This window comes from Rhodococcus sp. DN22 (genome assembly GCF_036669995.1).
Classification (GTDB): domain Bacteria; phylum Actinomycetota; class Actinomycetes; order Mycobacteriales; family Mycobacteriaceae; genus Rhodococcus_F; species Rhodococcus_F erythropolis.
Genome location: NZ_CP133326.1, coordinates 3588434 through 3612698, shown reverse-complemented (window position 1 = coordinate 3612698; position 24265 = coordinate 3588434). Strand labels below are relative to the sequence as shown.

22 protein-coding genes are annotated in these 24265 nt (G+C 60.3%); 8 read left to right on the top strand and 14 right to left on the bottom strand.

The annotated features are described in order from the left end of the window. Window positions 1-34: 34 nt before the first annotated feature. Entirely contained in the window at window positions 35-646 is a 612-nt protein-coding gene (locus RA302_RS16380; protein WP_021333651.1) for a glyoxalase, read from the bottom strand. A gap of 317 nt (window positions 647-963) precedes the next feature. Between RA302_RS16380 and RA302_RS16375 the strand changes: the two genes are divergently transcribed. Further along, window positions 964-4068 (top strand): multicopper oxidase domain-containing protein, encoded by a 3105-nt coding sequence (locus tag RA302_RS16375; protein ID WP_176742017.1) that lies wholly within the window; start codon window positions 964-966, stop codon window positions 4066-4068. Between the two features lie 58 nt (window positions 4069-4126). On the opposite strand, the gene RA302_RS16370 is transcribed toward RA302_RS16375, so the two are convergent. Genes RA302_RS16370 through RA302_RS16350 form a run of 5 tightly spaced genes read right to left on the bottom strand, consistent with a single transcriptional unit; the run spans window position 4127 to window position 7349 of the window. Next, window positions 4127-4360: a ferredoxin gene (locus tag RA302_RS16370; protein ID WP_082900857.1), complete on the bottom strand. Its 234-nt coding sequence runs from the start codon at window positions 4358-4360 to the stop codon at window positions 4127-4129. After that, window positions 4357-5574 (bottom strand): NADH-ubiquinone oxidoreductase-F iron-sulfur binding region domain-containing protein, encoded by a 1218-nt coding sequence (locus RA302_RS16365; RefSeq protein ID WP_231915780.1) that lies wholly within the window; start codon window positions 5572-5574, stop codon window positions 4357-4359. Before RA302_RS16365 ends, RA302_RS16370 begins: the two co-directional genes overlap by 4 nt. A gap of 1 nt (window position 5575) precedes the next feature. Next, the gene (locus RA302_RS16360) at window positions 5576-6133 is read right to left on the bottom strand and encodes a ferric reductase-like transmembrane domain-containing protein (protein ID WP_021333648.1); all 558 of its coding nucleotides are present in this window, start codon (window positions 6131-6133) and stop codon (window positions 5576-5578) included. A 2-nt stretch (window positions 6134-6135) separates the two neighbouring features. Continuing rightward, on the bottom strand, window positions 6136-7077 hold the full coding sequence (locus RA302_RS16355) for an FAD:protein FMN transferase (protein WP_021333647.1): 942 nt from the start codon (window positions 7075-7077) through the stop codon (window positions 6136-6138). Further along, window positions 7074-7349 (bottom strand): hypothetical protein, encoded by a 276-nt coding sequence (locus RA302_RS16350; protein WP_021333646.1) that lies wholly within the window; start codon window positions 7347-7349, stop codon window positions 7074-7076. Before RA302_RS16350 ends, RA302_RS16355 begins: the two co-directional genes overlap by 4 nt. Before the next feature lie 179 nt (window positions 7350-7528). Between RA302_RS16350 and RA302_RS16345 the strand changes: the two genes are divergently transcribed. The 5 genes from RA302_RS16345 to RA302_RS16325 all read left to right on the top strand — a co-directional run bounded on the left by RA302_RS16345 (window position 7529) and on the right by RA302_RS16325 (window position 15037). Further along, complete coding sequence (locus RA302_RS16345; protein WP_031331629.1) at window positions 7529-8191, top strand: response regulator transcription factor; 663 nt, start codon at window positions 7529-7531, stop codon at window positions 8189-8191. Then, a complete protein-coding gene (locus RA302_RS16340; RefSeq protein WP_082900856.1) occupies window positions 8188-9423 on the top strand; it encodes a HAMP domain-containing sensor histidine kinase in 1236 nt (411 codons plus the stop codon). Before RA302_RS16345 ends, RA302_RS16340 begins: the two co-directional genes overlap by 4 nt. 63 nt (window positions 9424-9486) lie before the next feature. Continuing rightward, a complete protein-coding gene (locus tag RA302_RS16335) occupies window positions 9487-9984 on the top strand; it encodes a DUF2231 domain-containing protein (protein WP_021333643.1) in 498 nt (165 codons plus the stop codon). Window positions 9985-10019: 35 nt separating this feature from the next. Next, window positions 10020-10667 carry a HemK2/MTQ2 family protein methyltransferase gene (locus RA302_RS16330; RefSeq protein WP_064112849.1) on the top strand — a complete coding sequence of 216 codons (648 nt, stop codon included), beginning with the start codon at window positions 10020-10022 and terminating at the stop codon, window positions 10665-10667. Continuing rightward, window positions 10664-15037, top strand: a complete 4374-nt coding sequence (locus RA302_RS16325) for a non-ribosomal peptide synthetase (protein WP_070161682.1) — start codon at window positions 10664-10666, stop codon at window positions 15035-15037. Before RA302_RS16330 ends, RA302_RS16325 begins: the two co-directional genes overlap by 4 nt. 3 nt (window positions 15038-15040) lie before the next feature. On the opposite strand, the gene RA302_RS16320 is transcribed toward RA302_RS16325, so the two are convergent. Next, window positions 15041-15481, bottom strand: coding sequence for a DUF1003 domain-containing protein (locus RA302_RS16320; RefSeq protein WP_232319005.1), 441 nt, complete (start codon window positions 15479-15481; stop codon window positions 15041-15043). Window positions 15482-15549: 68 nt separating this feature from the next. After that, window positions 15550-15909 carry an SDR family oxidoreductase gene (locus tag RA302_RS16315; RefSeq protein WP_338477317.1) on the bottom strand — a complete coding sequence of 120 codons (360 nt, stop codon included), beginning with the start codon at window positions 15907-15909 and terminating at the stop codon, window positions 15550-15552. Between the two features lies 1 nt (window position 15910). Between RA302_RS16315 and RA302_RS16310 the strand changes: the two genes are divergently transcribed. Next, window positions 15911-17194: an IS256 family transposase gene (locus RA302_RS16310; protein ID WP_003945410.1), complete on the top strand. Its 1284-nt coding sequence runs from the start codon at window positions 15911-15913 to the stop codon at window positions 17192-17194. Window positions 17195-17205: 11 nt separating this feature from the next. Here the strand turns inward: RA302_RS16310 and RA302_RS16305 are convergent, their stop codons facing one another. From RA302_RS16305 to RA302_RS16290, 4 genes are read right to left on the bottom strand one after another with little or no spacing between them, the layout of a single operon-like run. Continuing rightward, on the bottom strand, window positions 17206-17664 hold the full coding sequence (locus RA302_RS16305) for an SDR family NAD(P)-dependent oxidoreductase (RefSeq protein ID WP_338477316.1): 459 nt from the start codon (window positions 17662-17664) through the stop codon (window positions 17206-17208). 10 nt (window positions 17665-17674) lie between these two features. After that, entirely contained in the window at window positions 17675-17926 is a 252-nt protein-coding gene (locus tag RA302_RS16300; RefSeq protein WP_054187199.1) for a hypothetical protein, read from the bottom strand. Beyond that, the gene (locus tag RA302_RS16295) at window positions 17923-18855 is read right to left on the bottom strand and encodes a universal stress protein (protein WP_054187200.1); all 933 of its coding nucleotides are present in this window, start codon (window positions 18853-18855) and stop codon (window positions 17923-17925) included. The genes RA302_RS16300 and RA302_RS16295 overlap by 4 nt, the downstream gene beginning before the upstream one ends. Further along, complete coding sequence (locus RA302_RS16290; protein ID WP_054187201.1) at window positions 18852-19370, bottom strand: flavodoxin domain-containing protein; 519 nt, start codon at window positions 19368-19370, stop codon at window positions 18852-18854. Before RA302_RS16290 ends, RA302_RS16295 begins: the two co-directional genes overlap by 4 nt. Window positions 19371-19609: 239 nt before the next feature. Between RA302_RS16290 and RA302_RS16285 the strand changes: the two genes are divergently transcribed. Beyond that, complete coding sequence (locus RA302_RS16285) at window positions 19610-19987, top strand: hypothetical protein (RefSeq protein ID WP_054187202.1); 378 nt, start codon at window positions 19610-19612, stop codon at window positions 19985-19987. Between the two features lie 37 nt (window positions 19988-20024). On the opposite strand, the gene RA302_RS16280 is transcribed toward RA302_RS16285, so the two are convergent. Together RA302_RS16280 and RA302_RS16275 are read right to left on the bottom strand one after the other, a co-directional pair. Further along, window positions 20025-23252: an HAD-IA family hydrolase gene (locus RA302_RS16280; RefSeq protein ID WP_070161684.1), complete on the bottom strand. Its 3228-nt coding sequence runs from the start codon at window positions 23250-23252 to the stop codon at window positions 20025-20027. Next, window positions 23249-24247: a zinc-binding alcohol dehydrogenase family protein gene (locus RA302_RS16275; protein WP_054187217.1), complete on the bottom strand. Its 999-nt coding sequence runs from the start codon at window positions 24245-24247 to the stop codon at window positions 23249-23251. The genes RA302_RS16280 and RA302_RS16275 overlap by 4 nt, the downstream gene beginning before the upstream one ends. Window positions 24248-24265 lie beyond the last annotated feature (18 nt).

Genomic DNA, 24265 nt, shown 5'->3' with positions numbered 1-24265 from the left:
TACCGGCCGCCTTCCCGGTGATCTGTGCTTGATGTCAAGCGCAGGCGGCTTCCCAGGCGAAACCGTCTGGGTCTGTGAAGGTTTCAGACGCGCCGGCAACGGTCAGACGGTGTGATCCGGTGCCTTCCGGAGCAACCCCGGCATCCTTTGCCAAAGCGCGGCGACCATACAGTGCGAGTGTCACATTGTTTGCTGCACTGGTGAATTCGACGTACTTGCGACCGAAGCTCTTGGACACCTCGAGTCCGCGGTCGAGGTAGAACTGCTTGCTGGCCTTGACGTCTTCGGCGCCGAGCAGCAGCACGAGGCTGTCGATCGTGCGGGTGGCCGGCCCGTCGTTCTTCTTCGACGACGTGGCGATCTTCCAGATCGAACCGTCTGGAGCCTGGACGACTCCGCCGTATCCCCAGAGGGATTTCTTGACAGGCTTCAAGGCGGTGGCACCGGCTGCGAGTGCTGCGCCGACGAAGGCGTCGACGATGTTCGGTTGGGAGACGACGAGCGAAAGGGTGTACCCACGAAACCCTGTTGTCGGTTCGTTCGATTCGCGTAGCTGGATTCGATCTCCGACGCCGAGAGCGTTGTAGAAGGCTTCGGCTGCCGCGAGGTCGGGAACGTCGAGTATCACGGATTTCGCGGTGGTCATCTGGGCGCTCCCTGCTGATGTGTGGATTGGCGACGTGTGGTCGGAAGTGGACTTCTGTGGTGTGTTCATGTGTTTCAACGTAATTGCGGGTCTCGTGGCTGTGCTTCTCGATTTCTGATCGGTTTGCTGAGACTGCTTGCAAGGTGCAGCACTCACGCAGGCCTTAGGTGGGCGATTTGTCGTGAATATCCTGTTCAGCCGATGTTTTCTCGATAGGCTGGTGAGCGCTGATCGGACGTACCTCACGCCACCATGGAACGGGGAAACCAGTGATCGCACTGCGAGGAAAGTCGTTAGCCGCAGCAGTAGTGGTGTCCATGACTATGGCGTTGGCCGCGTGTACCTCCGGTGAATCGGCGCCCGAGGTGGGCGGCAATTACGGCTCTGGCGGAACCGCCGTCGACTATCGGGAGCCGGTGAAACTGAGTAGCCGAGATGGTGTTCTCGAGGTGCGCTTGTCCGCTCATCAGGGAGTGATTCCGCTCGATACCGCTTCGGCGCCCGTGTCGAATTTTCTGCTCTTCGGGTACGAGGTCATCCGCGGTACGGCGTCGGACGGATCGACCTCGGCGAGTGACGTCTATCCGGCGCCGACTCTCCGCGTCAATCCCGGAGAGCGATTGATCATTCATTACGACAACGATTTGCAGGATCTCACGATCCAGGACTTCTACGATCCGGCATTCACACCGGCGGGCGGGGACGTGCCGATCTATCCGCCGGCGCTGACGTCGGCTCCGCTGAATCTGCACACGCACGGAGTGCACGTGAGTCCGGACGGCAATGCGGACAACGTGTTGCTCAACATTCCCGCCGGCCAGGGAAACGTGTACGACTACGCGATTCCGGGGACGATGCCGAACGGTCTGTACTGGTATCACAGTCACCGGCACACCCTCACCGCCCAGCAGACGTACATGGGCCTGGCCGGGCTACTGGAAATCGGCCGGCCGGACGGCAATCTGCCTGTCGTGACGGCAAACGACGTTCCGATTCGCGATATGGCACTGCAGTACAACTTCGTATTCGACCGAAAAGGAAAGGGCCGACAGCTCAACGACGCGAACTGGCCCCAATTCGTCAGTACGTTGACGCCACCCGCCGGTACGGAACTAGCCGACGGCACGTACCGTCCGAGCCTTGCTCCGATGAATTTCTCGGACACCACCGAGGGCGCGCAGTATTTCACCAACTGGTACACCGGACCGTTGTCCCCGGCCAATCATCGTGGACAGAATCAATTCGTTCCAGGCAATCTGCAGAGCTTCGTGGGTGAATCGACGACTGTACCGGCCGATCCCTCACTGCCGGACAACCAACGCGATGTGCAGTACACCGTGAACGGTCAGTTCCAGCCGTCGCTGAAACTGAAGCCGGGGCAGACCGAGATCTGGGTGCTTGCCAACATCAGCGACTTTGCCTACATGCCGGTCACGTTGACGGAAACCGCAACCGGCGCCCATCCGAAGTTCGCCATCGTAGGGCAGGACGGAAACCCGTTCGACGAGGTCAGGCCACCCGTGGATGGGGACGGAACCAGGCTGGTGATTCCGCCGGCCTCGCGATACGCAATCGCAGTGACGATGCCGGAGTCCGGCGATCTGGTGCTGGAGATGCCACCGCTCGAAGGTGCGAAGCCGGTGAGCAATCCAGGCATTCTCTACACCAACAACGGTACCGACAATCCGCCCGCCGAACTCGGAACCGTCACCGTCGACCCGTCGGTGATCAGTTACGCGGACGGATTCTTCACGTTCCCGACTCAGCAGTTGATCCGTGCGACGCCAGACGAGGGTGAAGGAAAGACGACTCCCTTCGAGTTCGGACAGAAGCTCGATACCTACACCTCGTTCGTGGATACCGCAGCGATGACGCCCGACGTGACCCGCAATCTCACAGTGTCCGGTGGGTTCGGAAACGAGAAGGCCAGCAACAGCGATCCGAAGGCCTTCACCTACGAATTCGCCGACAACACGTTCCCCAACATTCCGCTGATTCAACCGCGACTGAATTCCGTTGAGGAATGGAAGATCACGAACCTCAACAACGACGAACACCCGATGCATATTCACGTCAACGACTTCCAGGTAACGGAAGTTGTGGATCCCGTCGCAGGTACCACGACGGGCGTTCAGCCCTGGGGAATCGACAACGTGAACGTGCCGGCGCCGGTGACGGACGAGAACGAGAATGCGCTGGAACCAGCATCGGTGACGTTGCGGACGAAGTTCACCGAGTACACCGGAACCTTTGTGATTCACTGCCACCGACTCAATCACGAGGACAACGGTTTGATGGCGACTGTCAACGTGATTCCCGAGGTATCGACATATGCCGTCGCGATACCTGGTTCGGCCGGCGTGCCCGCCAAGGTGCAGATATTCGATGCCAACGGCGACAAACTGATCACTGCTGTGACGCCCTTCCCGTCGTTCGAAGGCACCCCGAGTGTTGCGATGGCGGACGTGAACGGAGACATGGTGCTTGATCTGGTCGCTGGAACAGGTGCAGGCTCGGCTCCGGAAGTGGTGGCGTACAACGCAGTCGGCGGCGTGCCGTTCACCGACGAGTTGGCAAGATTCGCCCCCTTCGATGTGGGTTTCCGCGGTGGAGTGAACGTCGGCGGTGTCGACATCGACGGAAATGCACTGGCAGACAACATCATCGTTGCATCAGGCCCAGGGATGGAGTCGCAGGTCAAGATCTACTCCACCGACCTTCCGGCGGACAAGAGGTCCGCACCCACAGAATTCGGTTCGTTCTCGCCGTACCCCGGATCGAGTAGCGGAGTCACGTTCGCAACCGGAATGGTTGACAGTCACTCCGGTCGAGCGAGCATCGTGACAGCACCCGGTGCGGGCGAGGAGCCCTTGATCAAGACGTTCCGCTACGACCTGTACGAACCGACGGCGGCTGCGCAGGGCGGCTCCGATGAACACGCAGGTCATACGGCTGGTCCGGCAACGACATCACAGTTCTTGGCATTCGATCAGGACTACCGCGACGGGGTGTCTCTGTCGACGGGTTGGGTGGCCGGCGCCGAGGGCGGAGCAAAGTCGATAGTGGCAGGCATGCTCGGAGGCGAAGGATCCGTCCGCGTCTTCTCGAGTGGATCGAGGCTCGACGGTGCGCCCGAGATGTACCTGGAGAGCCCAGATCATCATTCGACGGACGTGGTGTTTCGGGAAGTTGCATCCTTCGATCCGTTCGCCGGTCCAGGGACGGGTGTCGGAGTAGCCACGACGAGCACGACCACCGGCGCGGATCTCCTCGTCAGCGGCAGCGACGGAAGTGGTGCCGAAGTTCGGAAATTCACTCTCGGTCGTTCCGATCCGTCTGCGACCACATTGACACCGACACTTGCGGGAACGCTCCCTCCCTACCCCGTCGGTGGGGGAGCGCTGCCGCTCGGCGGTCGATGATCGATGTCGACAGTATGGACTGATTGCGGAGTCGGGATCTGTGCATGGAAACAGATTTTCATCGATCCTGACCCGAGAGAACCCTCAATGACGCTCTGGGACAGAGTTTGACGGCGCGTTGGGCATCCGTTTCGAGTTCGGCGGGAATGTGTGGCTCACGTCGGCGATCGTGTGGGAGTGGATATCCCCATTCGTCGCGCGTCAGCAGGGTCGGCAGCAATTCTGTGCACAGTCCTCGACCTTCACATGTAGTCCAATCGATGTGTAGGACTTTGGGCGATTTTGTGCTCATGATGCCGCTCCCATCCGTGTGTTGACCTCGCAGGCTCCTGCGGCATGCATTCGGAGATCGTGCTGGAAAACGTGAAGGGAGCTCCTCACCAATCTCACTGCCCCGTCCGGATGTTTGCATGCTCCACGCCCCTCGACCAGATCTGCCAGATATCGGATCGACTCCTGGGTATGGACCGACCCTGAGCGATAGGCAATCTCGGATAACGCGCGTGCCAGTCGGGGCATTCCGTTGATGCACGGTCCACACTGCCGAGCGCTTTGATCGGCGAGATACTCAACGATGTCGGCCGAAGTCTTCAGACCACACCTTGCGTGACCCAGTACGTGAATGACTCCGGCGCCGAGCGAAGCACCGACCGTCACCAAAGCCGTTGTTGTCATGGTGGTGGTTGGCAAGTCTTGCGCATCGATCCAACCTCCGTGAAACCCGCCGACGAGGACTGCTCTGATAGACGGAGTATCAGTACGCGCATACTGGGTCACCAACTGATCCAATGGAATTCCCATCGGGATCTCGACGACACCACTCACGGTCACATCGCCTGACAGGGTGATCAAGGTCGTCCCCGACGCGTCGCCCAGCCCTCGCGTGCGGAACCACTCGGGTCCGTATCGGGCGATGAGAGCGATGTGCGCCAGTGTCTCTACATTGTGAACCACTGTGGGTCGTCCGTTCAGCCCGGCCACGGTGCTGTGTACCGAGCGGTCTCGAGGAATGGGTGCTCGGCCTTCGATCGTTCCGACTACCGCGGATGTCTCGCCGCTGATGAATGTCTTCGGTGAAGCCACGAGTGTGACCAAAGGCTCGGTCAGCCCGGCAGTCCTTCTTTCTTTCAACGCATTCCGTACGAATTGAAGCAGTTGCGATCCTGCGTACAGATATGTTTCTTCGCTTCCGCACTCGTGTGCGACGAGTTGTAAGCCGTCGAGGACGAGGTGCGGCGCACGTTCGAGAAGAACTGCATCCTTGTCGCTGAGCGGTTCGCCTTCGCTACCGTTTGCGATAACCACAACACGCCGTCCAGTTACGGAATCGAGTTTTCGCGCAGTCGAAAATGCCGCCCCGCCTTTCCCGTGGAGACCGGCATCGGCGAGTAGGCGGCTCAAGGTACCCGGCGACGAGCGTGGGTTGTGGCCGTGGAGGGCCGTGTGGGTGGCTAGATCGGGTGAGCATGCGGCGAGAAGGCCCGCATAGGTGGATTCGGTTGTCACGTCACGTCCTTTCCATGAGGCGCAGGGTCGAGAATTCGACGAAGTCTGTCCGGAGTCGCCAGAGAACTGCTCCGGTCACCGCGACGGCCGATCCGATGGCGATGGCGAGAAACCACGTGTGTCCTGAGTCCGTTCCGTTTCCCAGTCCGTGCGCGAACGCGATCGGCCACAGAGCGTACGCGCTCCAATGAACGACGCGAAAAGTTCTGTTTCCTAGGCGATTTCGCAGTAGTCCTGTCAAGGACACCGCTAACAGAACATCGAACGCAAGGGTGCCCAGTCCGAGCCAGAAGGCACGATAGTTACCCAGGAAGGGGAAGACGAAGTCGACGAGTTTCAGTTGTGCGTACGGATCGGCCAACAGTGCCAGCATGTGTACGACTACGAGGATCACCCCGATCAAGGCGGCGTCCCTGTGCACGTTCTGCACGCCGAATCGAGGTAGTCCCGCTAGAGCTCTCCCAGACCGTGTGACGATTCCGAGAACCATCGACATCGTCATGAACACGAGAGCGGTGATACCTGTCCCTCGACCCAATGCCCACAGTGCTTCGTCCACGACTAGGGTTCCCGTCTGCCGGTGGCGACCGCATCTTCCGTCGGCCATCCGTTCAGTAGGCGGATCTCACCTGCACGGTCCACCAGTCGCACCGGTAGGCCCGTGTTCATGAGGTCCCGCGCACCTTCGAAACCTCGGACGATGCATGCGGTGCTCGCGAGGTTTGCCGACACACAACTGTCCGCGCCGACGGTGACCGTCTGCCATGCGGCATCAACGCTGGTGCCACTCCGCGGATCGACGATGTGGTGCACGTGTCTACCGTTTTGCGACCATCGACGCTTCCTGGTGCTGGATGTAGCGATGGCTGTCCCGCCTGGAATGGCGACCGTATCGGCCGGGGCGTCGTCGCCGTCTTGGACGAGAACGATCCACCCACCGTCCGGCGCCGGTCCGGCGGTAGCGATGTCTCCGCCGAGGCACACCAGGACACCGCAGTCGAGTGACATGCTGACGGCGTGCGCACATTCGTCTGCTGCGAGGGCCTTTGCCGTTGCCCCGAGGTCGAGTTGGACGCCCGAGGGAACTGTGACCTTTTGTCCGTCGAGTTTGACCGAGGTCCACTGCGGAGTAGAGACGAACGATGTCTTGATCGGCACGTCCCTGCCTTCGATCTGCGCGAAATCGCGGTCGTATCCGAGCGCGACGAGCGCTGCGCCGATGGTCGGGTCGACGGCGCCGTCCGTGCACTCGGCGCCATCGAGTGCTGTCTGGATCAGCCGGGCAAGCGTGCTACTCACTTCGACCGGTAGGCCTGTCGACTTTTCGAGAGCTCGAATCTCTGAATCGTCACGAAATCGACTGCATGCCAATTCTATTTCGAGAAGGCGCTCGTCGATTATCGACCTGGCAGATGGAATCGCCTCGGGTTTTGTCACCACGACCGTGGCTTCGAGGCCCCACACCCTCCACATGGAACTCGCGACGCTCAGGGAGGTGGTCACGATCCGGCCGATCGAGCGTGGGGAGTAGAACTTCCGCTCGAGGTCTTCGGTGCCGCCGCGGTTGAGGTAGTTTTCGATTGCGAGTTCGGAGTCGAATTGCCGCCAGGTGCACTGCTCGATTGCTTGGTTTCGTCTGTGGTCGCTGTGATCGGCGTGGCCTGCGTATCCGAATAGGCAAGTACTGTTCCGCCGACAACGCCCACGACTCCGAATGCCACGAGGGCCCCGGTGACGATTCGGGTGCGTCGAAATCCGTCTTCCGGTGTATCCATCTGATGCCTGCTCTCGAAGGTTCGATTGAGAACTCAACAATCGGCCGAGGTGCTTGTCCGGGGCTGCACGTCTGCTGTGAAGCTGCGGGGAATCGGTCGTGCCGTCGGAGAGTTCCGAGTTCCACGATCGCGGTGCAATCTTGGAGAGTTCTCAGAACGGACGTGGCAGGCTCGCAGGCATGGGCGCGAAACCACGAATTCTTCTTGTCGAGGACGACCGGCAATTGGCGGGCCTGCTTGCGGACCTCTTCGAGGAGGAAGGGCACGAGGTCGACGTGGCGCACGACGGACAAATCGGTCTGCATCTGGCGTTGACCCGCAGCTACGATGCTTTCGTTTTCGATCGTGGAGTGCCGGTCATCGACGGTGTGGAATTGCTCAGAACCCTCCGGGCGAGGGATTGCTCAGTACCGTCGTTGATCCTCACTGCTCGCGGTTCCGTTGCCGATCGAGTGGAGGGACTCGATGCCGGTGCCGAGGACTACTTGGTCAAGCCCTTCGAGATTCCCGAGTTGTTGGCTCGAATGCGTGCGCTGTTGCGTCGCCGAACGTCCATAGTGCCGATCGTGGTTGGAAGGTGGGAAATCGATCGAGTGAACCGGACGGCTACCGACACCGAGTCCGGATCGGTGACCTCGTTGTCCGAACGCGAGAGCGAACTGCTCGGGTTTCTGTGCGCATCGCCTGGGCAGGTTTTTTCTCGGACTCAGCTTCTGGGGCGTGTCTTCGGAAGTGCCGATACTCCAGGCACCGTTGACACTTATGTCCACTATCTCAGGCGGAAACTGGGCAGGGACGTCGTAGCCACCGTCCACGGACTCGGATACCGGCTCGGATCATGATTGTCCGCAGCAAAAACAAGGACAGGCAGTCGTCTGGGATCGGGTTCGGTGACGAGGTGCGTCTACGGCGAGCCGGACGTTCAGCTGCGGTCCAAGCCGCCATTGCTCTCGGTGCCGTGTTGCTGATCGTCGGAGCGGTGTCCTACGCGGGGTATGCGCGGGCACAGGATCGTCAGATTCGTTCTGCACTGACCGAGGTTGCAGCCACAGCAGACGATGCGGACGATCCGCCGCCCGGTATGTCGCTGGCCTTTCGTTCCGATGATGGGGTGGAGACCGTGAGCGCGCATGCCCCCACCGGTACCGCGGAACTCTTGGATGCGCCCGCTGGGTATTCGGATTTCACCGATGGTGACAGCAACTTCAGGGCCCTCGTCTCCGACGGTGCGGAAGGTCGCGTTGTCGTGATCGCGGCACTCGAGCCCTATGAATCAGGAAGGCAGCGATTACTTCTTGCACTCGGATTTGCCGAACTCACCGGAATTGCCGCATCTGTGGGCGTAGTGGTGTTGTTGTCCCGACGTGCGATTCAGCCACTGACACAGGCGCTCGAGTTGCAACGTCGTTTTGTCGCCGATGCATCGCACGAACTACGTGCGCCGTTGACCGTACTACACACTCGTGCACAACTTTTGGCTCGACGCGGAGACTCTCTCGAGTCTTCTGAGCTTGTTTCGCAGCTCAACGGGTTGGTGGACGACACTCGGGCCCTCGGCGAAGTCATCGAGGACCTGTTGATGGCCGCATCGATGGACGACAGCGGACAACCCCGGAATCGAGTGGACATGGCGGCAGTGTGTGAGAAGGTCCGTGACAGTGTGGCCGATCATGCTCAGAAATCTGGCGTCTCTGTCGACGTGAGCAAGGCCGGAACTGGAGAGCCAGTGGTCTTGGGGATCGAATCGGCTTTGCGCCGAGCGGTTCTCGCGCTCGTTGACAATGCGCTTGCTCACGAGCGTCCAGGAGGCCACGTCCTTCTCCGCGTCGAGCGAGATCGCGACCACGTCAGAATCCGCGTGAGCGATACGGGAATCGGAATCGAATCTGAAGCGGTTCCGATTCTGTTCGACCGATTCTCACATGGCCCGACTCAACCCGCCGGTAGCCGGCGATATGGCATCGGATTGTCCTTGGTTCGCGAGATCGCGCACGCGCACCGAGGGAAAGTCTTCGTCGAATCGACACCGGATGTCGGCTCGTCCTTCGAGATTGTGCTGCCGGTAGCTCGTTGACACCGAGCACGTTCGAGCAGGGTCCCCAGAACTCTCCAAGAAATCCTGCCTACGTTGATCGACATGGGCCTGACCACGATCGGCGGATTACCCGCTCACCCACTCCTCGTTCATTTCGTTGTCGTGTTGGTTCCGCTCTCGGCGGTTCTGGTTCTCTGCTCCGTTCTGTGGCCGAGTGCTCGGCGCAGGCTCGGGATCTTTCCACCGGCCATCGCCCTCGTCACGTTGATACTCGTACCGATCACCACCGATGCAGGTGAATGGCTCGAACACAATTCGCCTCACAGCGAGTTGATCGAGATTCACGCCGAACTCGGTGATCAACTTCTGATCTGGTCCATCGCGGTGTTCGTGTTCGCGGCGACATGGTGGGTCCTGCATACCGATAGATTCACCGAGTGGCGAGGCGCACGAACTTCACTGTCCGACAGTTCGACGCTTCTCCGAGTCGTGACAGTCGCGATAGCGGCGATCGCAGTTGTCGCGGCAGTGGGTTCGATGGTTCAGGTCTATCGCATCGGTGAGAGCGGAGCGAAGGCAGTCTGGCAGGAGCAGTCGTAGACATCCACCGAGTAAGTCCACGGCAGGAGCGCAGTGTGATGATTCGATTTCCCGGTGTCTATTCGCCTCAGTGCGATACTCGTCTTATTTCCGACGCAGTACGCGCCGAGAAGTTGGATGCGTCTTCTCAGGTTCTCGATCTGTGCTCCGGTAGTGGTGCGCTGAGTGTGTGTGCGGCCAAGGCTGGGGCGGGAACGGTTTTCGCCGTGGATATCTCACGACGTGCCGCGGTGTGCACCTGGATGAACGGGCGACTCCGCGGTCACAGAATCCACGCCCGTCACGGAGATCTCCTGACCCCGTTTCACGGTCGTCGATTCGACCTCGTCGTCTCGAACCCGCCTTATGTTCCTTCCGTGGACGACCGTGCGCCGCGCACCGGCCGTGCTCGTAGTTGGGACGGAGGCAACGACGGACGCCTGTTGCTCGATCGCATATGTGCGACGGCACCGGGTGTTCTGCAGAAGGAGGGCACGATATTGCTGATCCAGTCCGCACTCAGCGGCATCGATCGCACCGTCGAACTGTTCGCCGACAACGAACTCGATGCATCGGTGGTCTCGAGGACCTCGATTCCTTTCGGCCCGGTCTTGCTGTCGCGCAGGCGATACCTGGAGTCGATCGGCGTCATCGACCCTGACCAGGTCACTGAGGAGATCGTCGTGATCCGAGCGAGACGATGACGCCGTTGACAGCTGCACAACGCTCGTTGTGGTTCGCTCAGTCCCTTGAACCGGCGTCGCCGTTTGTCATAGCTCAGTTCGTTGATCTGAACGGTGAGCTGGACGCATCTCGGCTGGAATCATCGACAGTCGCCGCGCACCGTGAGTTCGGCGTTGCGGGCCTTCGTCTGCGTGTGACGGATGGAGTGCCCGAATTGGACGAAGACCCTGATCTGACACTGGTCGGCGGAAGGCTGGATTTCCGTCGATACGACGATCCCGTCCGTGCAGCGATGACGTGGATGAATCGAGAGTGGAGCACGGCGACTCTCGCTCCGGATACTGCCCTCACCGTCGCCAATCTGTTGCAGGTCGGCCCTCATCGCTGGTTCTGGTACTACCGTGCGCATCACATCGCACTCGACGGTTACTCCGCTGCACTTCTGATGCGCCGCACCGCCGAGATCTATCTGTCCGCTGGTCCGGTGAGGCCGGATCAGGTCGACTCGGTTGTGTCGGATCGCGTGGCGGCGGTTGCCCGCCAGGAAAGCCGATACCGAGAATCACCGCGCTGTGTCCGCGATCGAGAATTCTGGCACGAGAAACTCCGGTCAGTTCCCTCCTCTCCGGTCTTGGGAGCGAGCGCGACGGGCACTTTTCGGGGAAGTACGCTGCGAGCGAGTGGCACAGTGCCACTGTCCGATCTCTCGGCAGCAACGGTGATATCGGCGTTCGCGTCATACGTGGCACTGATGTGTGGTGTCGACGACCTGTGTTTGTCTCTGCCGGTGTCCGGGCGAGTGACTGCTGCGTCGAGATCGTTGCCGGGCGCGATGTCGAACGTGGTTCCTCTGGTACTTCGCGGCGTGGGTGCATCGACACCCTCCTCGGCGGTATGCGTTGTCGAGAGCGCACTGAGCGAGGCACTTCGGCACCAACGTTACCGCCGGGAGGACATGTCCGCTCTGACTGACGGTCGACGGCAGTCAAGAGTGCAATCTTTCGGTCCGGTCGTCAACGTCATGTTGTTCGACAGGGCCCTGAGCTTGGGCGCGGTACGAGGTCACGTCGAGATACTCACGACCGGACCGATCGACGATATCGCGCTGAACGTCTACCCCGGTTACACAGGGAACATTCGCGTCGATCTCGAGGCCAACGGTGCGCTGTACAGCTCTGCCGAACTTTCTGCCCATCATGATCGATTCGTTCGGTTTCTCGAGGTATTCGTCGACACGCCGCCGGATCATCCTGCTCCGCCCCTGTGGACGGATGTCGAGCTGGGAGCCACGAGTCCGGCGCGTGGCGAGCCTTCGATCGAGCCCAGAAGTCTTGATTCTCTTCTGCGTTCCGCAGTGCACCGGGCTGTCGATTCGGTTGCCATCACCGACGGTGACAGATCGTGGACCTACGGGCACCTCGATCGGATGGCGGGACTCTGGAGTCGGCATTTGAAGTCCGTCGATGTGGGCCCCGATGATGTTGTCGTCGTGGCGATCCCGCGATCCATCGAATCGGTCCTGGCAATGTGGGCTGTGGCGCGTGTAGGAGCCACATACGTACCGATCGATCCGGCCCACCCCGCCGAACGGGTCGTGGACATGCTCGGTGTATGCAAACCAAGGATCGGGCTCACGACTTTCGGGATGCGGCGTTCGTTGCCGTACGACCTCGAGTGGCTGTTCTTGGACTGTGACCCCGATGCTTTCGCGCCGTCCTTCGACCCCGAGCCCGCACATGCCGATCATCGGGCTTACATGATCTTCACCTCCGGCTCCACGGGCCGGCCCAAAGCGGTGTCGGTCACTCACCGTGGCCTGGCCAATTTGGCTACCGACATTCGCGAGAAATACGAGCTCGATTCACGCTCTGTCGTAATGCATTGTGCTTCAACCAGTTTTGACACCTCTGTCGTAGAGATGCTCGCTCCCGCTCTGTTCGGCGCCTCGTCGGTGATCTGCCCACCCGAGACCGTTGGTGGATTCGAGCTGGAAGACCTCATCTGCCGTCGTGCCGTGACACATCTACTCGTAACACCTTCGGCGCTCGCAACATTGGCTCCGGAACGGGTGCCCGGCTTGAAATTCCTGATAGTCGGTGGCGAGAAATTACCGCACGAACTGATGCGCCGGTGGGCGCCGTTCGTGCGTGTTCGAAGCGCGTACGGCCCTACCGAGGCGACATGCAGTGTCACCATCACCGACGTCTTGAACGTCGACGATCGTGTGACACTCGGGCGGCTCATGCACGGAGTCGAGGCGGTGGTTCTCGACGCATCGCTCGAGCCGTTGTCCACAGGGGCCGCGGGGGAGCTCTACCTGTCGGGGCCTGGTTTGGCCAGAGGGTACGAGGGTGGAGCGGGTGAGACGGCTGCGCGTTTCGTTGCGTCCACACTTTCAGCGGGGCATCGTATGTTCCGAAGCGGCGATCGGGTCCGATGGACAGACGACGCCCAACTCGAATTCCTCGGTCGCACAGACGATCAGGTGAAGGTGCGTGGGCGCCGAATCGAACTCGGTGAGATCGATTCCGTCCTGTACGGCCACCCGTCGGTGGAGTTCGCCACGACGTTGGTCCGCGATCTGGCCAATGGTTCGCCGGCGCTGGTGAGTTACGTGAAACTGCATTCGGGAATGCTCGACTCGGACGTGAGTATCGAACGCCTTCTGACTCAGAAGTTGCCGGAATACATGATCCCGGTCGTCGTTATTCGAATCGACGCGGTTCCGCTCACCACGAACAGGAAAGTCGATCGGGGCGCGCTCCCCGCTCCCACCTTCGAGCGGAGAGAAGCGGTACGGGTCGCAACACCGATCGAGGCCCGCATCATCCGTACCTTCGAGGGAGTGCTCGGAGCCAGCGAGATCGGCCACAGCGATTCGTTTTTCGATCTCGGGGGAGACTCATTGTCTGCAACTCGCGTGATCGGCCGCCTCAACGCTGAGTTCGGCATCAACCTCGGTGTTCGGGATCTGTTCGACTCGCCGAGCGCCGCCGCGCTCGCGAGTTCCTTCGGCCAACACGTCGGGTGGGTGCCACCGTTGGAACAGGCCGGCGACGCCTCGACGCCGCTGCTCTCACCTGCACAGGAATACATCGGTCGAGAACTCACCTCGCCTGCTCTGTACAACCTGCCCTTCACAATTCGCGTGCGTGGCAGACTCGACCACGACGCGTTGGCTTCGGCCGTGCAGGACGTAATGGTCAGGCACGAAACACTTCGAACCGTGTATCCGGATGTCTCGGGTTCGCCGCGCCCGCTAGTGGTGAATCCGGACCGGATTCCGCGCGGACTTCAAGTGGTCGAAGGGAATTCGAGCGATGCAGAATCGATCGTTCACCAGACGCTCTCTCGGGGTTTCGATGTGCGTTCCGAGATCCCCATTCGCTTGATCGTGTGTGCATACGGTCGGGACGATCATCTGTTGGCGGCGGTTGTCCATCACATTGCGGCAGATGGATGGTCTCTCGCCATTCTCGCGCGCGACTTGTCCGTCGCGTACGAGGTTCGGGCGCGGAATACGCACCCGACGTGGCCGGAGACCGCGGTGCGGTACTCGGACTACGCCATGTGGCGCACGGAAATTCTGGGAGCGCAGGGGGCGCCTACCGACCTCGCTGTCGGTCAACTCGAGCATTGGGCGAGGGTTCTCGACGGGGCACCGAGTGAGAATTCTCTGCCACTCGACCACGCTCGACCCTCGATGTGGACATTCGGGGCCGGGCGAGTCGAATTCTTGCTCGATCCTGAGACTCATCGCGGGCTGAGTATGTCTGCAAAGCGAGCCGAGACCGGGTTGTTCACCGTCGTTCACGCCGTCTTAGCGGCGACACTGAGTGCTCTGTCCGGTGACCACGACATCATCGTCGGTAGCCCGGTCGCAGGCCGGGGCCATCCGAAACTCGACGACCTCGTGGGCATGTTCGTGAACACACTCGTGCTTCGCACATACGTCGACGTTTCGGCGGACTTCGACTCTCTTGTCGCCGAGTGCCGCCGAGTAGAACTGTTGGCGCACGATCACAGCGATGTGCAGTTCGAGCGACTGGTCGACTATCTCGATCCTCCTCGTCATGCGTCGCTGCATCCGTTCTTCCAGGTGGCAATGTCGTTCGAGAACTTCCCTGCCGCAGTGCTCGAATCCGACGGGCTTACCTTCGAGGTCACGCCGCGGCCACTCGACATCGCCAAGTGTGACCTTCATTTTCACTTTGCCGAAGTGTTCGACGAAACCGGTGAACTCGCCGGGATCGAGGCGGCACTCGTCTACTCCGCCGATCTCTTCGACGCAGCGACCGCCACCCTCTTCGCCAAGACTCTGTCCGCAACCGCAGATGCTCTCGTGAGGAGTCCGGATGCGCCGCTGCACGCGCTGGACACGAGATCGTGACGGTCAGCGTGCGGTGTGTTCCGGAGTGCAGACATGTTTGTGGATTCCCCGCGAGAGTTCCGCGACGGTCTCGGTCAGTGCCGTGTTCGCCTCGATCAACTGTCGGAGTTGATTGGTGTTGTCGAGGGTATGAACCGCGACTTCACTACTGATGGCATCCGCCCGTTTCGCCGAGATCAACAGAATTGCTCCCTGCATGCCGGCAAGCATCGACAAAAATAGATTCAGCAGAATGAACGGGTAGGGATCGAAACCGGTATTGCCGTTGAACCCTGCCCAGATTCCCATGATCGCGACGAACACGAAGACGAACGGCCACGACCCCATACCGTTGCGGACCACATCGGCCGCACGTTCTCCGCGGGTCAGCTCCGAACCCGTACGGACTGCGGGATGCAGATGCCACCGATTCTTGTTTCCGAGTCTCATGGTCCTGCGTCTCATGGTTCACCATTGTGCGCTTGCCGCTGGTCGTGTTCAGTTCAGGTCGACCATCCTCGGCATTCTTTCGGTCACGAGCGCGGTCTCCCCGCAGCGTATCCACCGTCGACGACAAATTCTGTGCCGGTGGTGTACGTCGCTTCGCTGACGATGAAGCGCACTGTCGATGCTATCTCGTTCGGACTTCCGAGACGCGGGATAGGCTGATCGGCGACGAAGGGCAAACCGCCGAAATCATTTGTCGCTGAGCCTTGTATCGGTCCGGGGTGAACGGAACATACTCGCACGTCGTTGCCGCACAGGTCGAGGGCCGCCGCCTTAGTAAGCCCTCGAAGGCCCCATTCGCTGGCAACGTAAGCACCCATTCCCTGGTATCCGGTCAGACCGGGACTGTAAGAACAACGGTGTAACTCTGAAAGGAGATACGCCACTATGACTGATGTGATTGATCGTGAGACAGAGACGAACTCGGCTCAGCCGGGTATCAGCGATGCGCGGCTCAAAGAGCTGGTCGAGCAGGCGCGAGCCGAAGGGCTGCAGTTGACCGGAGATGGTGGATTGCTGTCGAAGCTGACCAAGCTAGTCGTGGAGTCCGCGCTCGAAGGCGAGATGGACGACCACCTCGGATACGGCAAGAGCGACCCGGCAGGCAGGGGCAGCGGCAACTCCCGCAACGGCAGACGCACCAAGAACGTGTTGACCGAGGCCGGCCCGGTCGAACTCGAGGTGCCCCGTGACCGGGATTCCTCCTTCGAACCGAAGATCGTGGCCAAGCGGCAGCGTCGGCTCTCAGGCGTGGAGGACATGGTGATCTCGTTGTCATCCAAGGGTTTGACGACCGGTGAGATCGCTGCACACCTGGCCGAGGTGTACGGAGCCGATGTGTCCAAGCAGACGATCTCGACGATCACCGAGCGGGTGATGGAAGGCATGGCCGAGTGGCAGAACCGGCCGTTGGACCCTGTGTACCCGGTGCTGTTCATCGACTGCATCCACGTCAAGATTCGCGAGGGCAACGTCGCCAACCGGCCGATCTACGTCGCGATGGGGGTGACTGTCGACGGCACCCGCGACATCCTCGGATTGTGGGCCGGTGAGCACGGCGACGGGGAAGGGGCGAAGTACTGGCTTCGGGTGTTGTCCGAGCTGAAAAACCGTGGTGTGCAGGATGTTCTGATCGTCGTGTGCGACGGTCTCAAGCATCTACCCGACTCGATCGAGCAAGTGTGGCCACAGACCATCGTGCAGACTTGTGTGGTCCATCTTCTCCGTAACACCTACGCCTATGCCTCCCGCAAGGACTGGTCCGAGATCGCCAAGGACCTCAAACCCGTCTACACGGCGCCGTCGGAGCAGGCCGCGCTCGACCGATTCGCAGAGTTCAGTGACAAATGGGAGAAACGCTATCCCGCGATCATCAGGCTCTGGACCAATGCCTGGGCTGAGTTCGTGCCGTTCCTACAATTCGACAACGCCATCCGGCAGGTCATCTACACGACCAACGCCATCGAAAGTGTCAACGCCCGAATCCGCAGGGCTATCAAGGCCCGTGGACACTTTCCGACCGAGGCCGCGGCCTTGAAATGCGTGTATCTGGCCATCATGAGCCTCGACCCGAAAGGCACCGCCCGCCAACGCTGGTCCAACCGATGGAAGGCAGCACTGAATGCCTTCGAGATAACGTTCGACGGACGGCTGTCTGCCGGACGAAAGTAGTTAGAAATCAATCAATTACACCGTTTTCTGGACAGACCCGTCAGACCCGCTGTGGAGGAGATGTTCACGATTGCACCTCCGCCCGCGGTTGTCAGGGACTTTGCAGCACAGTGTATTCCGAGCCATGCCCCGTACAGGTTGGTATTGAGGACATGTTTGAACTGTGTGGGGCGTTGTAGTTGCACGCTTCCCGACTCGATGATTCCGGCATTGTTGACGAGGACGGACAGATGTCCGAAAGTTGACTCGGCTGTGTCGATGGCGGATTCCCAACTCTCCGGTTGTGTCACGTCGAGACGCTGGAACGCCACGCGGTCACCGAGTTTCGATGCTGTGGCGTTTCCTTCTCCTTCGAGGAGGTCGCCGATGAGGACTCCGAAGCCTTCTTCGGACAGGGCTTTGGCGATGGCCGCACCGACCTGGCTCGCTCCTCCGGAAATGAGAGCGCTTCTTCCGTTGTGGTCGGTCATGCGTAGCCCCTCAGTTGAAGTTGTCCGCCTTGCTGTCGAGATAGCTGATGATGCGTTGCCGCGCGAGTCGTTCGCTGAGTTCAGGTCGGGCTTGCGGCGTTGTCCAGGACAGATCGTCGAGGCAGCCTGTCACGACGATGTTGATGCATTCCGCCGAGATGAGTCCCTTGAACTCCGCGACGAGTCGATTGACTGTGGCGGAGTATTGGTTGCGGTCCGAGGGCGACTTCGGTGGTGATTGGGGTTCGAGGTGCGTTGTCACGTGTTCTGGTCCTTCTGGCGGGTGGGGGACGGCATGATCAGCAACGGGCAGGACGCTGTGTGCATGAGACGGCGACTCGTCGAGCCGAGTAGCATCGACGAGAATCCGCCCCGTCCTCGCCGTCCCACGAGTACGAGTCGCGCCGATTTCGATTCGATTTCCAATTGCCTTGCAGGATTGTCACGTACGACGACACATCGAACGGCGACGTCGGGGTACTCCTGCCTCCACCCCGCAAGCCTTTCCGCCAAGACCGCATGCTCGGCGGTTGAGATCGTGTCCCAGTCCAGCGATACACCGTCAGGATCGGAGCGAAACACGGTTGTAAGGTCGGAGTCGCTCCAGGCATGGACTGCAGTTAGCTCCACTCCGTGGATTGAAGCGGCCTCGAACGCTTCGGCAATCGCGGGTTCGCTGTTCTCTGTCCCGTCGATACCCACCACTATCGGGCCGCTCATCTGCGGCTGTTTCGAATTCGGGACGTTTCGGATGACTGCGACAGGCACGTTCGAATGGAGAACCACTGCCGCGCTGACGGAGCCGAGTATCGCGTCGGCGAATTGATTGAGCCCGTGCGATCCGACGACAAGCATCGCAGCCGTGCGGGATTCGTCAAGGAGTACTTCTACACCGTTTCCGAATCTCAGCTTGTCGACGATCTGTAATTCTCTGTCTCCCAGCGTCGCTGCGGACAGCAGCGCCTCGGAACGAGCTGTGGAGAGTCGTTCGCGACCAACAGTTCGTTGGTCTGGAAACCGTGGTGCACCGAGTTTGACAGCACCGCCGAAAGTGTCTGCGTCGTCAGGCATCACGGACAGTAAGTGGAGCGGTCGAGTGCGAAGTACGGCTTCTCGGGCCGCCCATCGAACTGCGGACAGCGCCGGCGCCGACCCGTCGACACCCACCACGATTGGTGCTCCGCGGTTCATGACGTTTCCTCTGATTCGAAATCCCGTGTGGTGCGAGCTGCCTCGCGGATCGACTCAGCCCAGGAGCGAACCGAAGCCCAATCCCGGAAGTCGCCTTCGGGCGCGTGAACGACTCGTACGGCCACTCGTTCACCGAACCCCAATCCTTCGCGGTCGAGTTTGCCTGCGAACGATTTGTGTTCGACTGCACCGGTCTTCTCCATCAAGGTGGCGATGTCGGATGGAACACCGGTCGTGGATTCGCCGGAACCGATCGGTCCCGAGGAGAACAGCCAAACCTGGCGAAGCCGCAATGCATCCGAGAAGCGTTTGGTGAATTCCTCTGCGTCCTTCATCCAGTGCCCCATATAGATCGCGCTCCCGAGAACTATCGTGTCGTACTCGGTGAGTTCGAGAACGTCGTCAGGCTGGCGGCGGTCGGCGTCCATTCCGCTCTCTCGTAGGGATTTTGCGAGAAAATCTGCGATTTCGCTTGTCGAACCGTGGCGGCTTGCGGCCGTGACCAGTGTCTTCATCCAATGCTCCGCTCGGGAATCAACAGGGCGATTGCTCACGTGCACTCGCCGTGCTCGGGTGATCGTGATTCGAATTGTGCCGGGGTCAGGACTTCCTGGTCAGGGCCGCGAGGTGCACGAAAAAGGGTCTTTCGGCCTTCTGATCCGTGTGCCGCCGACACCTGTGGTGGTGGTTGTTGTGGGCTAGCGTCGACGGCAGGTAGCGACTCGACCGGTACGGCTGCTCAGGAGGCCCGGGAATGAATCAACCGAAAACTGCGAGTTTGGTGAGCGAGGCCGGGGATACGGTGACGGTCTCAGGGGAAGGGAGCACAGTCAGATCGTTCCCGGTCGGGGTATGGATGCTGACAGACGGTCGGCGCGTGGTGATCGTTGGTGAAGGTGGACCACTGTCGACGGCGACCGTCGACGGCAGCGCCCTGGTGGCTGCGGTACATGCGCGATGGCCTGGCGCTGTCGTGCTCGAGAGGACGCCTGTCACGGGCAGCGCTGCTGACCCGAGAGCGTATTCGGCCAGGTATGTCGAGGTTCGCGATGACGGTTCCCACGGCGAGCCTGCGTATGCGGATCTATCCGACGCCGGGTTCGCCCTGGGGCCGTCGATCGACGCCTCCTGACTGCCCCGCTGTTCGGACCCCTAGCTGTCCGGACCTCCTACTTATCCGAACTCACGGTGACCGAGGAGCCTGCAGCAAGGGTGTAGCTGGTGTCGTGGATCGAAAGCTCGATCGGTGGGATATCTTTTGTCTCCGATGCCACAGTCACATCCGAATGGGTGCACTGGATTCGAAGACGGTGGCCACGGTAACAGATCGTGAAGGCAAGTTCAGGCAGCTCGAGGGGTAATTGCGGATGCAGCCACAGAATATCGTCCCGGAAGTCGAGCCCTGTGTAGCAGCGTTCGAGAATATCGATCGCGCCCGCCATCGCGCCGAGATGGATTCCTTCCCTGGTACTTCCGCTCCGAGCGTCGGACAGATCCGCGGCCAGGGCATCGCGGAGCATGGCCCACGACTGTGATCGGTTGCCTCGCACAAGGACCCATGTGTGGGAAATTCGGCTCAGTGTCGAACCGTGCGTCGTGCGCTCGAGGTAGTAATCGATCATCTCCGGGATCACGGAGGGATCGAACTCGTACCCCAATCGTGTGATCAACTCGGTCAGTTCCTCCGCGGTGAAGACGTAGAGCAACATGAGGATGTCTGCCTGTTTCGAGGCCTTGTAGTGGATCGGCGAGTCTCCCTCTGCCTCGAGTATGAGATCCAGGCGCCCGATGTCCCCGTATCGTGACCGGTAGTCGGCCCAATCCAGCTCGGTCAACGCGCCGAAACCCTCGAATTGACTGATCAGGCCGTTGTCGAGGAAAGTCAGGCGCAGTCGCCTACTCAGTCGGTCCCACGACACCAACTCCTTGTCGCTCACATCGAGGCGCCCAGGGAAGTATCGGTTGTCATTGCGGAGTACCCGAACCGCCTCGACCGCACGTATGAGCGACCATTCCGTCATGACGTTCACGTATGCGTTGTTGTCGATCCCGGTGCCGGGGCGGTCGGGATAGCCGTCATGGAATTCATCTGGGCCCATGACACCGCGGATATCGTATCTGTCGTTGCTCGCGTCGTATTCGGACTTTGCCATCCAAAATCGCGCATTCTCGATGAGTAGATCGACCCCGTGACGAGCGAGAAATTCCAGATCGGTTGTCGTTTGCCAATATCGCCAGACATTGTGGGCGATTGCGAGGTTGACGTGGTACTGGCGACGAGAGTGATCGGGCATCCAGTGGGCAGACCTGGGGTTGAAGAGGAAGGGCGGTGTTTCTTCTCGACCGTCGCTGCCGCTTTGCCAGGGAAAGAGAGCGCCGCGCAGATTCAGGCCTCGGGCGTTTCGGTGCGCCTGGGCCAATCGTCTGCACCGATAGAGCAGCAAGGACGATGTCAACTCCGGAAGGCGGCGCGTCAGGATTGGCATAACGAACAATTCGTCCCAGAAGACGTGACCGCGGTATGCCTCGCCATGGAGTCCTCGTGCGGGAACTCCGACGTCGAGATCTGTTGTGTGGGTCGACAGTGTCTGAAGTACGTGAAGGAGTAGTACGTTCGTCGCCAGAGCAGAGGAGTCTTCTGTAGCGAGGGTAATGGCGAATTGGTGCCAGAGTCCGTCCCAAGCGGCGCAGTGGCGTCGAAACAGTGCGTCGTGGTTCTCTGCTTCCTGGACTCGTTGCCACGCGGCGGACTTCGGGTCGAGAGTTGATTTATCGCGGGAGGTGAAGAGCGCCGACGTCTTCTCGATGGTGACGGGTTTGGCGACGGTGATTCGGCAGCGGATGACCTGCACGATTCCAGTGTGGTCTGTGTTCACGTGGCGGTGGTGTTGCGTGATTGATCCGTCGATGTCGGCTAGGCGGAGACGCTCGGCTTGGGTGATTCGAATGTGGGAGTTAGTGGTTTGGACCGTTGCGGAAATGCATTGGTCGTCGACGGTGTCCAAAGCGAGGACTTCGAGGTGTTTTTTGGCCAGTTTCGAATAGTCCGGAACATTGTTGTTGACGACGTCGGTGGTGATGCCGGATCTGATGTCGATTGTTCCATCCCAGTTTTCGGCTGCGACGGTCATGGTGATCGCGGCTACGTGTGGATCGTCCATCGATACGATCCGGCGTTGTCGAATTCGAGTGACGCGACCGCGCGTATCGCGGAATACACTTTCTCTGGAACAGATTCCGTGCTCGAGATCGACTGCTTCGTGGTGGTGCGTGACAAGCGTTGATTGGGATTGGAGCAGTTCTCCGTCAGGTCCTGTGACGGTAAATGTCGTCCAGTCCGGCAGATTGACCGCGCTTTCGTCCTCGCGTAAGTGTCCGTCCATATCCGAGGTGAGTCGGTTGTAGCACCCCGCGACATATGTGCCGGGATAGTGGAGGCCGTCGTCGTGGGACTCAGACAACGCGCCTCTCGTGGCAAAGTAGCCATTTCCCATGGTCGACATGGTCTCGCGTAGGCCAGTGGCGCTCGGGTCGATCCCGCGATATTCGAGTGTGGAGTTGGGCTCATTTCCTGATATACAGAGTCGGCATCCAGGATCGTGGTTATCGCCTTCGCGCGTTGTGGCCGTGACGAAGTGGAAGGCGACCTCGCCGATGGCGGTGACGGCGAGGTCGGCGCCGTTCTCGGTGAGAGAGTCGAGATTTTCGCTTGGACCAAGACCGATTCGCAGACCGAATCCACCGGATCGGGCGGCGCGGATTCCAGCGATCGAGTCTTCGACGACGACGCATTCGGCTGGCGGGATCGACAGTCTTCGTGCGGTTTCCAGATAGGTGTCTGGATCCGGCTTGCCGTCCAACCCGAGTAGTGCAATGTCGGCGCCGTCGAGTCGGATGTCGAAATAGTCAGAGACACAGGCGATCTCGAGTACTCGTCGCGCGTTTTTGCTTGCCGACACCACAGCAGTGAGTACGCCGGCGGCGCGTAGTTGCTGAACCCACCTCACGGTCGGGGCGATCACCCCGACTCCTTCTCGTTCGAGTTCCGCGAGGAAGAATCGGTTTTTGCGCTCGAGGAGATTATTGACGGTAGTGGCATCGGGAGGATCGTCGGGATGCCCCAGGGGAAGTTCGATTTTCCGCGATTCGAGGTATGACCGGAGGCCCTTCTGTCTTTCTTTGCCGTCGATGAATTCTCGATAGTCCTCGTCGTCGAGTTCCACATCGCCGACGTCGTCGTGCGCGCTCAATTCGTGAAACAGGCGCCCCCAGGCGGCTCGATGGGTATGTCGGGTGTCGGTCACGACACCGTCCATGTCGAACAAGACAGCGCGAAAGACGCGTCTACGAATGATCACCGACGCGTGTTCGGAGGTCGCCGCGCGCCAGATAGTCATGGCACCAGCACTGCTGCGCCCGTGACTCGATCTGCCGCCAAGTCTTCCAGTGCCCGATTCGCTCCGCTGAGTGGATAGGGCATGGTGCTGACGTGGAGGTGATGATTGTCCGCGAATTCGAGAAACTCCTGTGCATCTCGCCTGGTGTTCGAAGTTACCGATCGAACCTCGCGTTCGTAGAACAGGTGCTTCTGGTAGTTCAGTGCAGGTACATCCGTGAGGTGTATTCCGGCGATTGACAGGACGCCGGCTCGGTCCAGTGCTTCGAGGGCAGTGGGAACGAGATCGCCGACTGGCGCGAAAAGGATTGCCGAATCGAGCAGTTCCGGTGGATGGTCGTATGCACCTTGCACCGATGCGGCTCCGAGATCGTGGGCCAGTTCGCGCGCGGATTTGCTGCGCGTCATCACATGCACCTGTGCGCCTCGAGCAAGTGCGACCTGCGTCGCAAGGTGTGCACTTGCGCCGAAACCGTAAACTCCCAGCCGCCCACCTTCCGGCAGGTCGGCACGCTCGAGCGCACGGAATCCGATGATTCCCGCACAGAGTAGCGGTGCGAGTTCGTCGTCCGTATACCCAGACGGGAGTTTGAGTGCGAATGCTTCTGATATAGAAGTATATTCGGCAAATCCACCGTTGACATCCCAGCCGGTATAGGTGGAGTTCGGGCACAGGTTCTCAGCGCCGCGTAGGCAGTAGCGACACACACCGCACGTCGAATGAAGCCACGGAATCCCCACACGGTTACCGGGCTTGAAGGCGTCGACAGCCGTCCCGACCGCCTCGACGAGCCCGACAACTTCGTGACCCGGTACGACGTTGCGTCGGTGAACCGGAAGGTCGCCTACGGCGACGTGGAGGTCGGTGCGGCACACTCCGCACGCGAGAACACGGACCAGTAGTTCATTCGCGCCGATTTCCGGGCGGGGGACCAGTCGCCTGACAAGTGGATGCGTCCCGAGCGAACCGGGGGCGTCGACATGCCACGACATCATCCACTCGTCGGAGGGCGT

Bases quoted from the DNA above. Each gene is read 5' to 3' on its own strand.
- RA302_RS16370 (WP_082900857.1), bottom strand. From the start codon at position 4,360: ATGAGCACAAAATCGCCCAAAGTCCTACACATCGATTGGACTACATGT.
- RA302_RS16375 (WP_176742017.1), top strand. From the start codon at position 964: ATGACTATGGCGTTGGCCGCGTGTACCTCCGGTGAATCGGCGCCCGAG.
- RA302_RS16295 (WP_054187200.1), bottom strand. From the start codon at position 18,855: ATGAACCGCGGAGCACCAATCGTGGTGGGTGTCGACGGGTCGGCGCCG.
- RA302_RS16275 (WP_054187217.1), bottom strand. From the start codon at position 24,247: ATGATGTCGTGGCATGTCGACGCCCCCGGTTCGCTCGGGACGCATCCA.
- RA302_RS16350 (WP_021333646.1), bottom strand. From the start codon at position 7,349: ATGGATACACCGGAAGACGGATTTCGACGCACCCGAATCGTCACCGGG.
- RA302_RS16320 (WP_232319005.1), bottom strand. From the start codon at position 15,481: ATGAGACGCAGGACCATGAGACTCGGAAACAAGAATCGGTGGCATCTG.
- RA302_RS16340 (WP_082900856.1), top strand. From the start codon at position 8,188: ATGATTGTCCGCAGCAAAAACAAGGACAGGCAGTCGTCTGGGATCGGG.
- RA302_RS16380 (WP_021333651.1), bottom strand. From the start codon at position 646: ATGACCACCGCGAAATCCGTGATACTCGACGTTCCCGACCTCGCGGCA.
- RA302_RS16325 (WP_070161682.1), top strand. From the start codon at position 10,664: ATGACGCCGTTGACAGCTGCACAACGCTCGTTGTGGTTCGCTCAGTCC.
- RA302_RS16345 (WP_031331629.1), top strand. From the start codon at position 7,529: ATGGGCGCGAAACCACGAATTCTTCTTGTCGAGGACGACCGGCAATTG.
- RA302_RS16335 (WP_021333643.1), top strand. From the start codon at position 9,487: ATGGGCCTGACCACGATCGGCGGATTACCCGCTCACCCACTCCTCGTT.
- RA302_RS16280 (WP_070161684.1), bottom strand. From the start codon at position 23,252: ATGACTATCTGGCGCGCGGCGACCTCCGAACACGCGTCGGTGATCATT.
- RA302_RS16310 (WP_003945410.1), top strand. From the start codon at position 15,911: ATGACTGATGTGATTGATCGTGAGACAGAGACGAACTCGGCTCAGCCG.
- RA302_RS16290 (WP_054187201.1), bottom strand. From the start codon at position 19,370: ATGAAGACACTGGTCACGGCCGCAAGCCGCCACGGTTCGACAAGCGAA.
- RA302_RS16305 (WP_338477316.1), bottom strand. From the start codon at position 17,664: ATGACCGACCACAACGGAAGAAGCGCTCTCATTTCCGGAGGAGCGAGC.
- RA302_RS16285 (WP_054187202.1), top strand. From the start codon at position 19,610: ATGAATCAACCGAAAACTGCGAGTTTGGTGAGCGAGGCCGGGGATACG.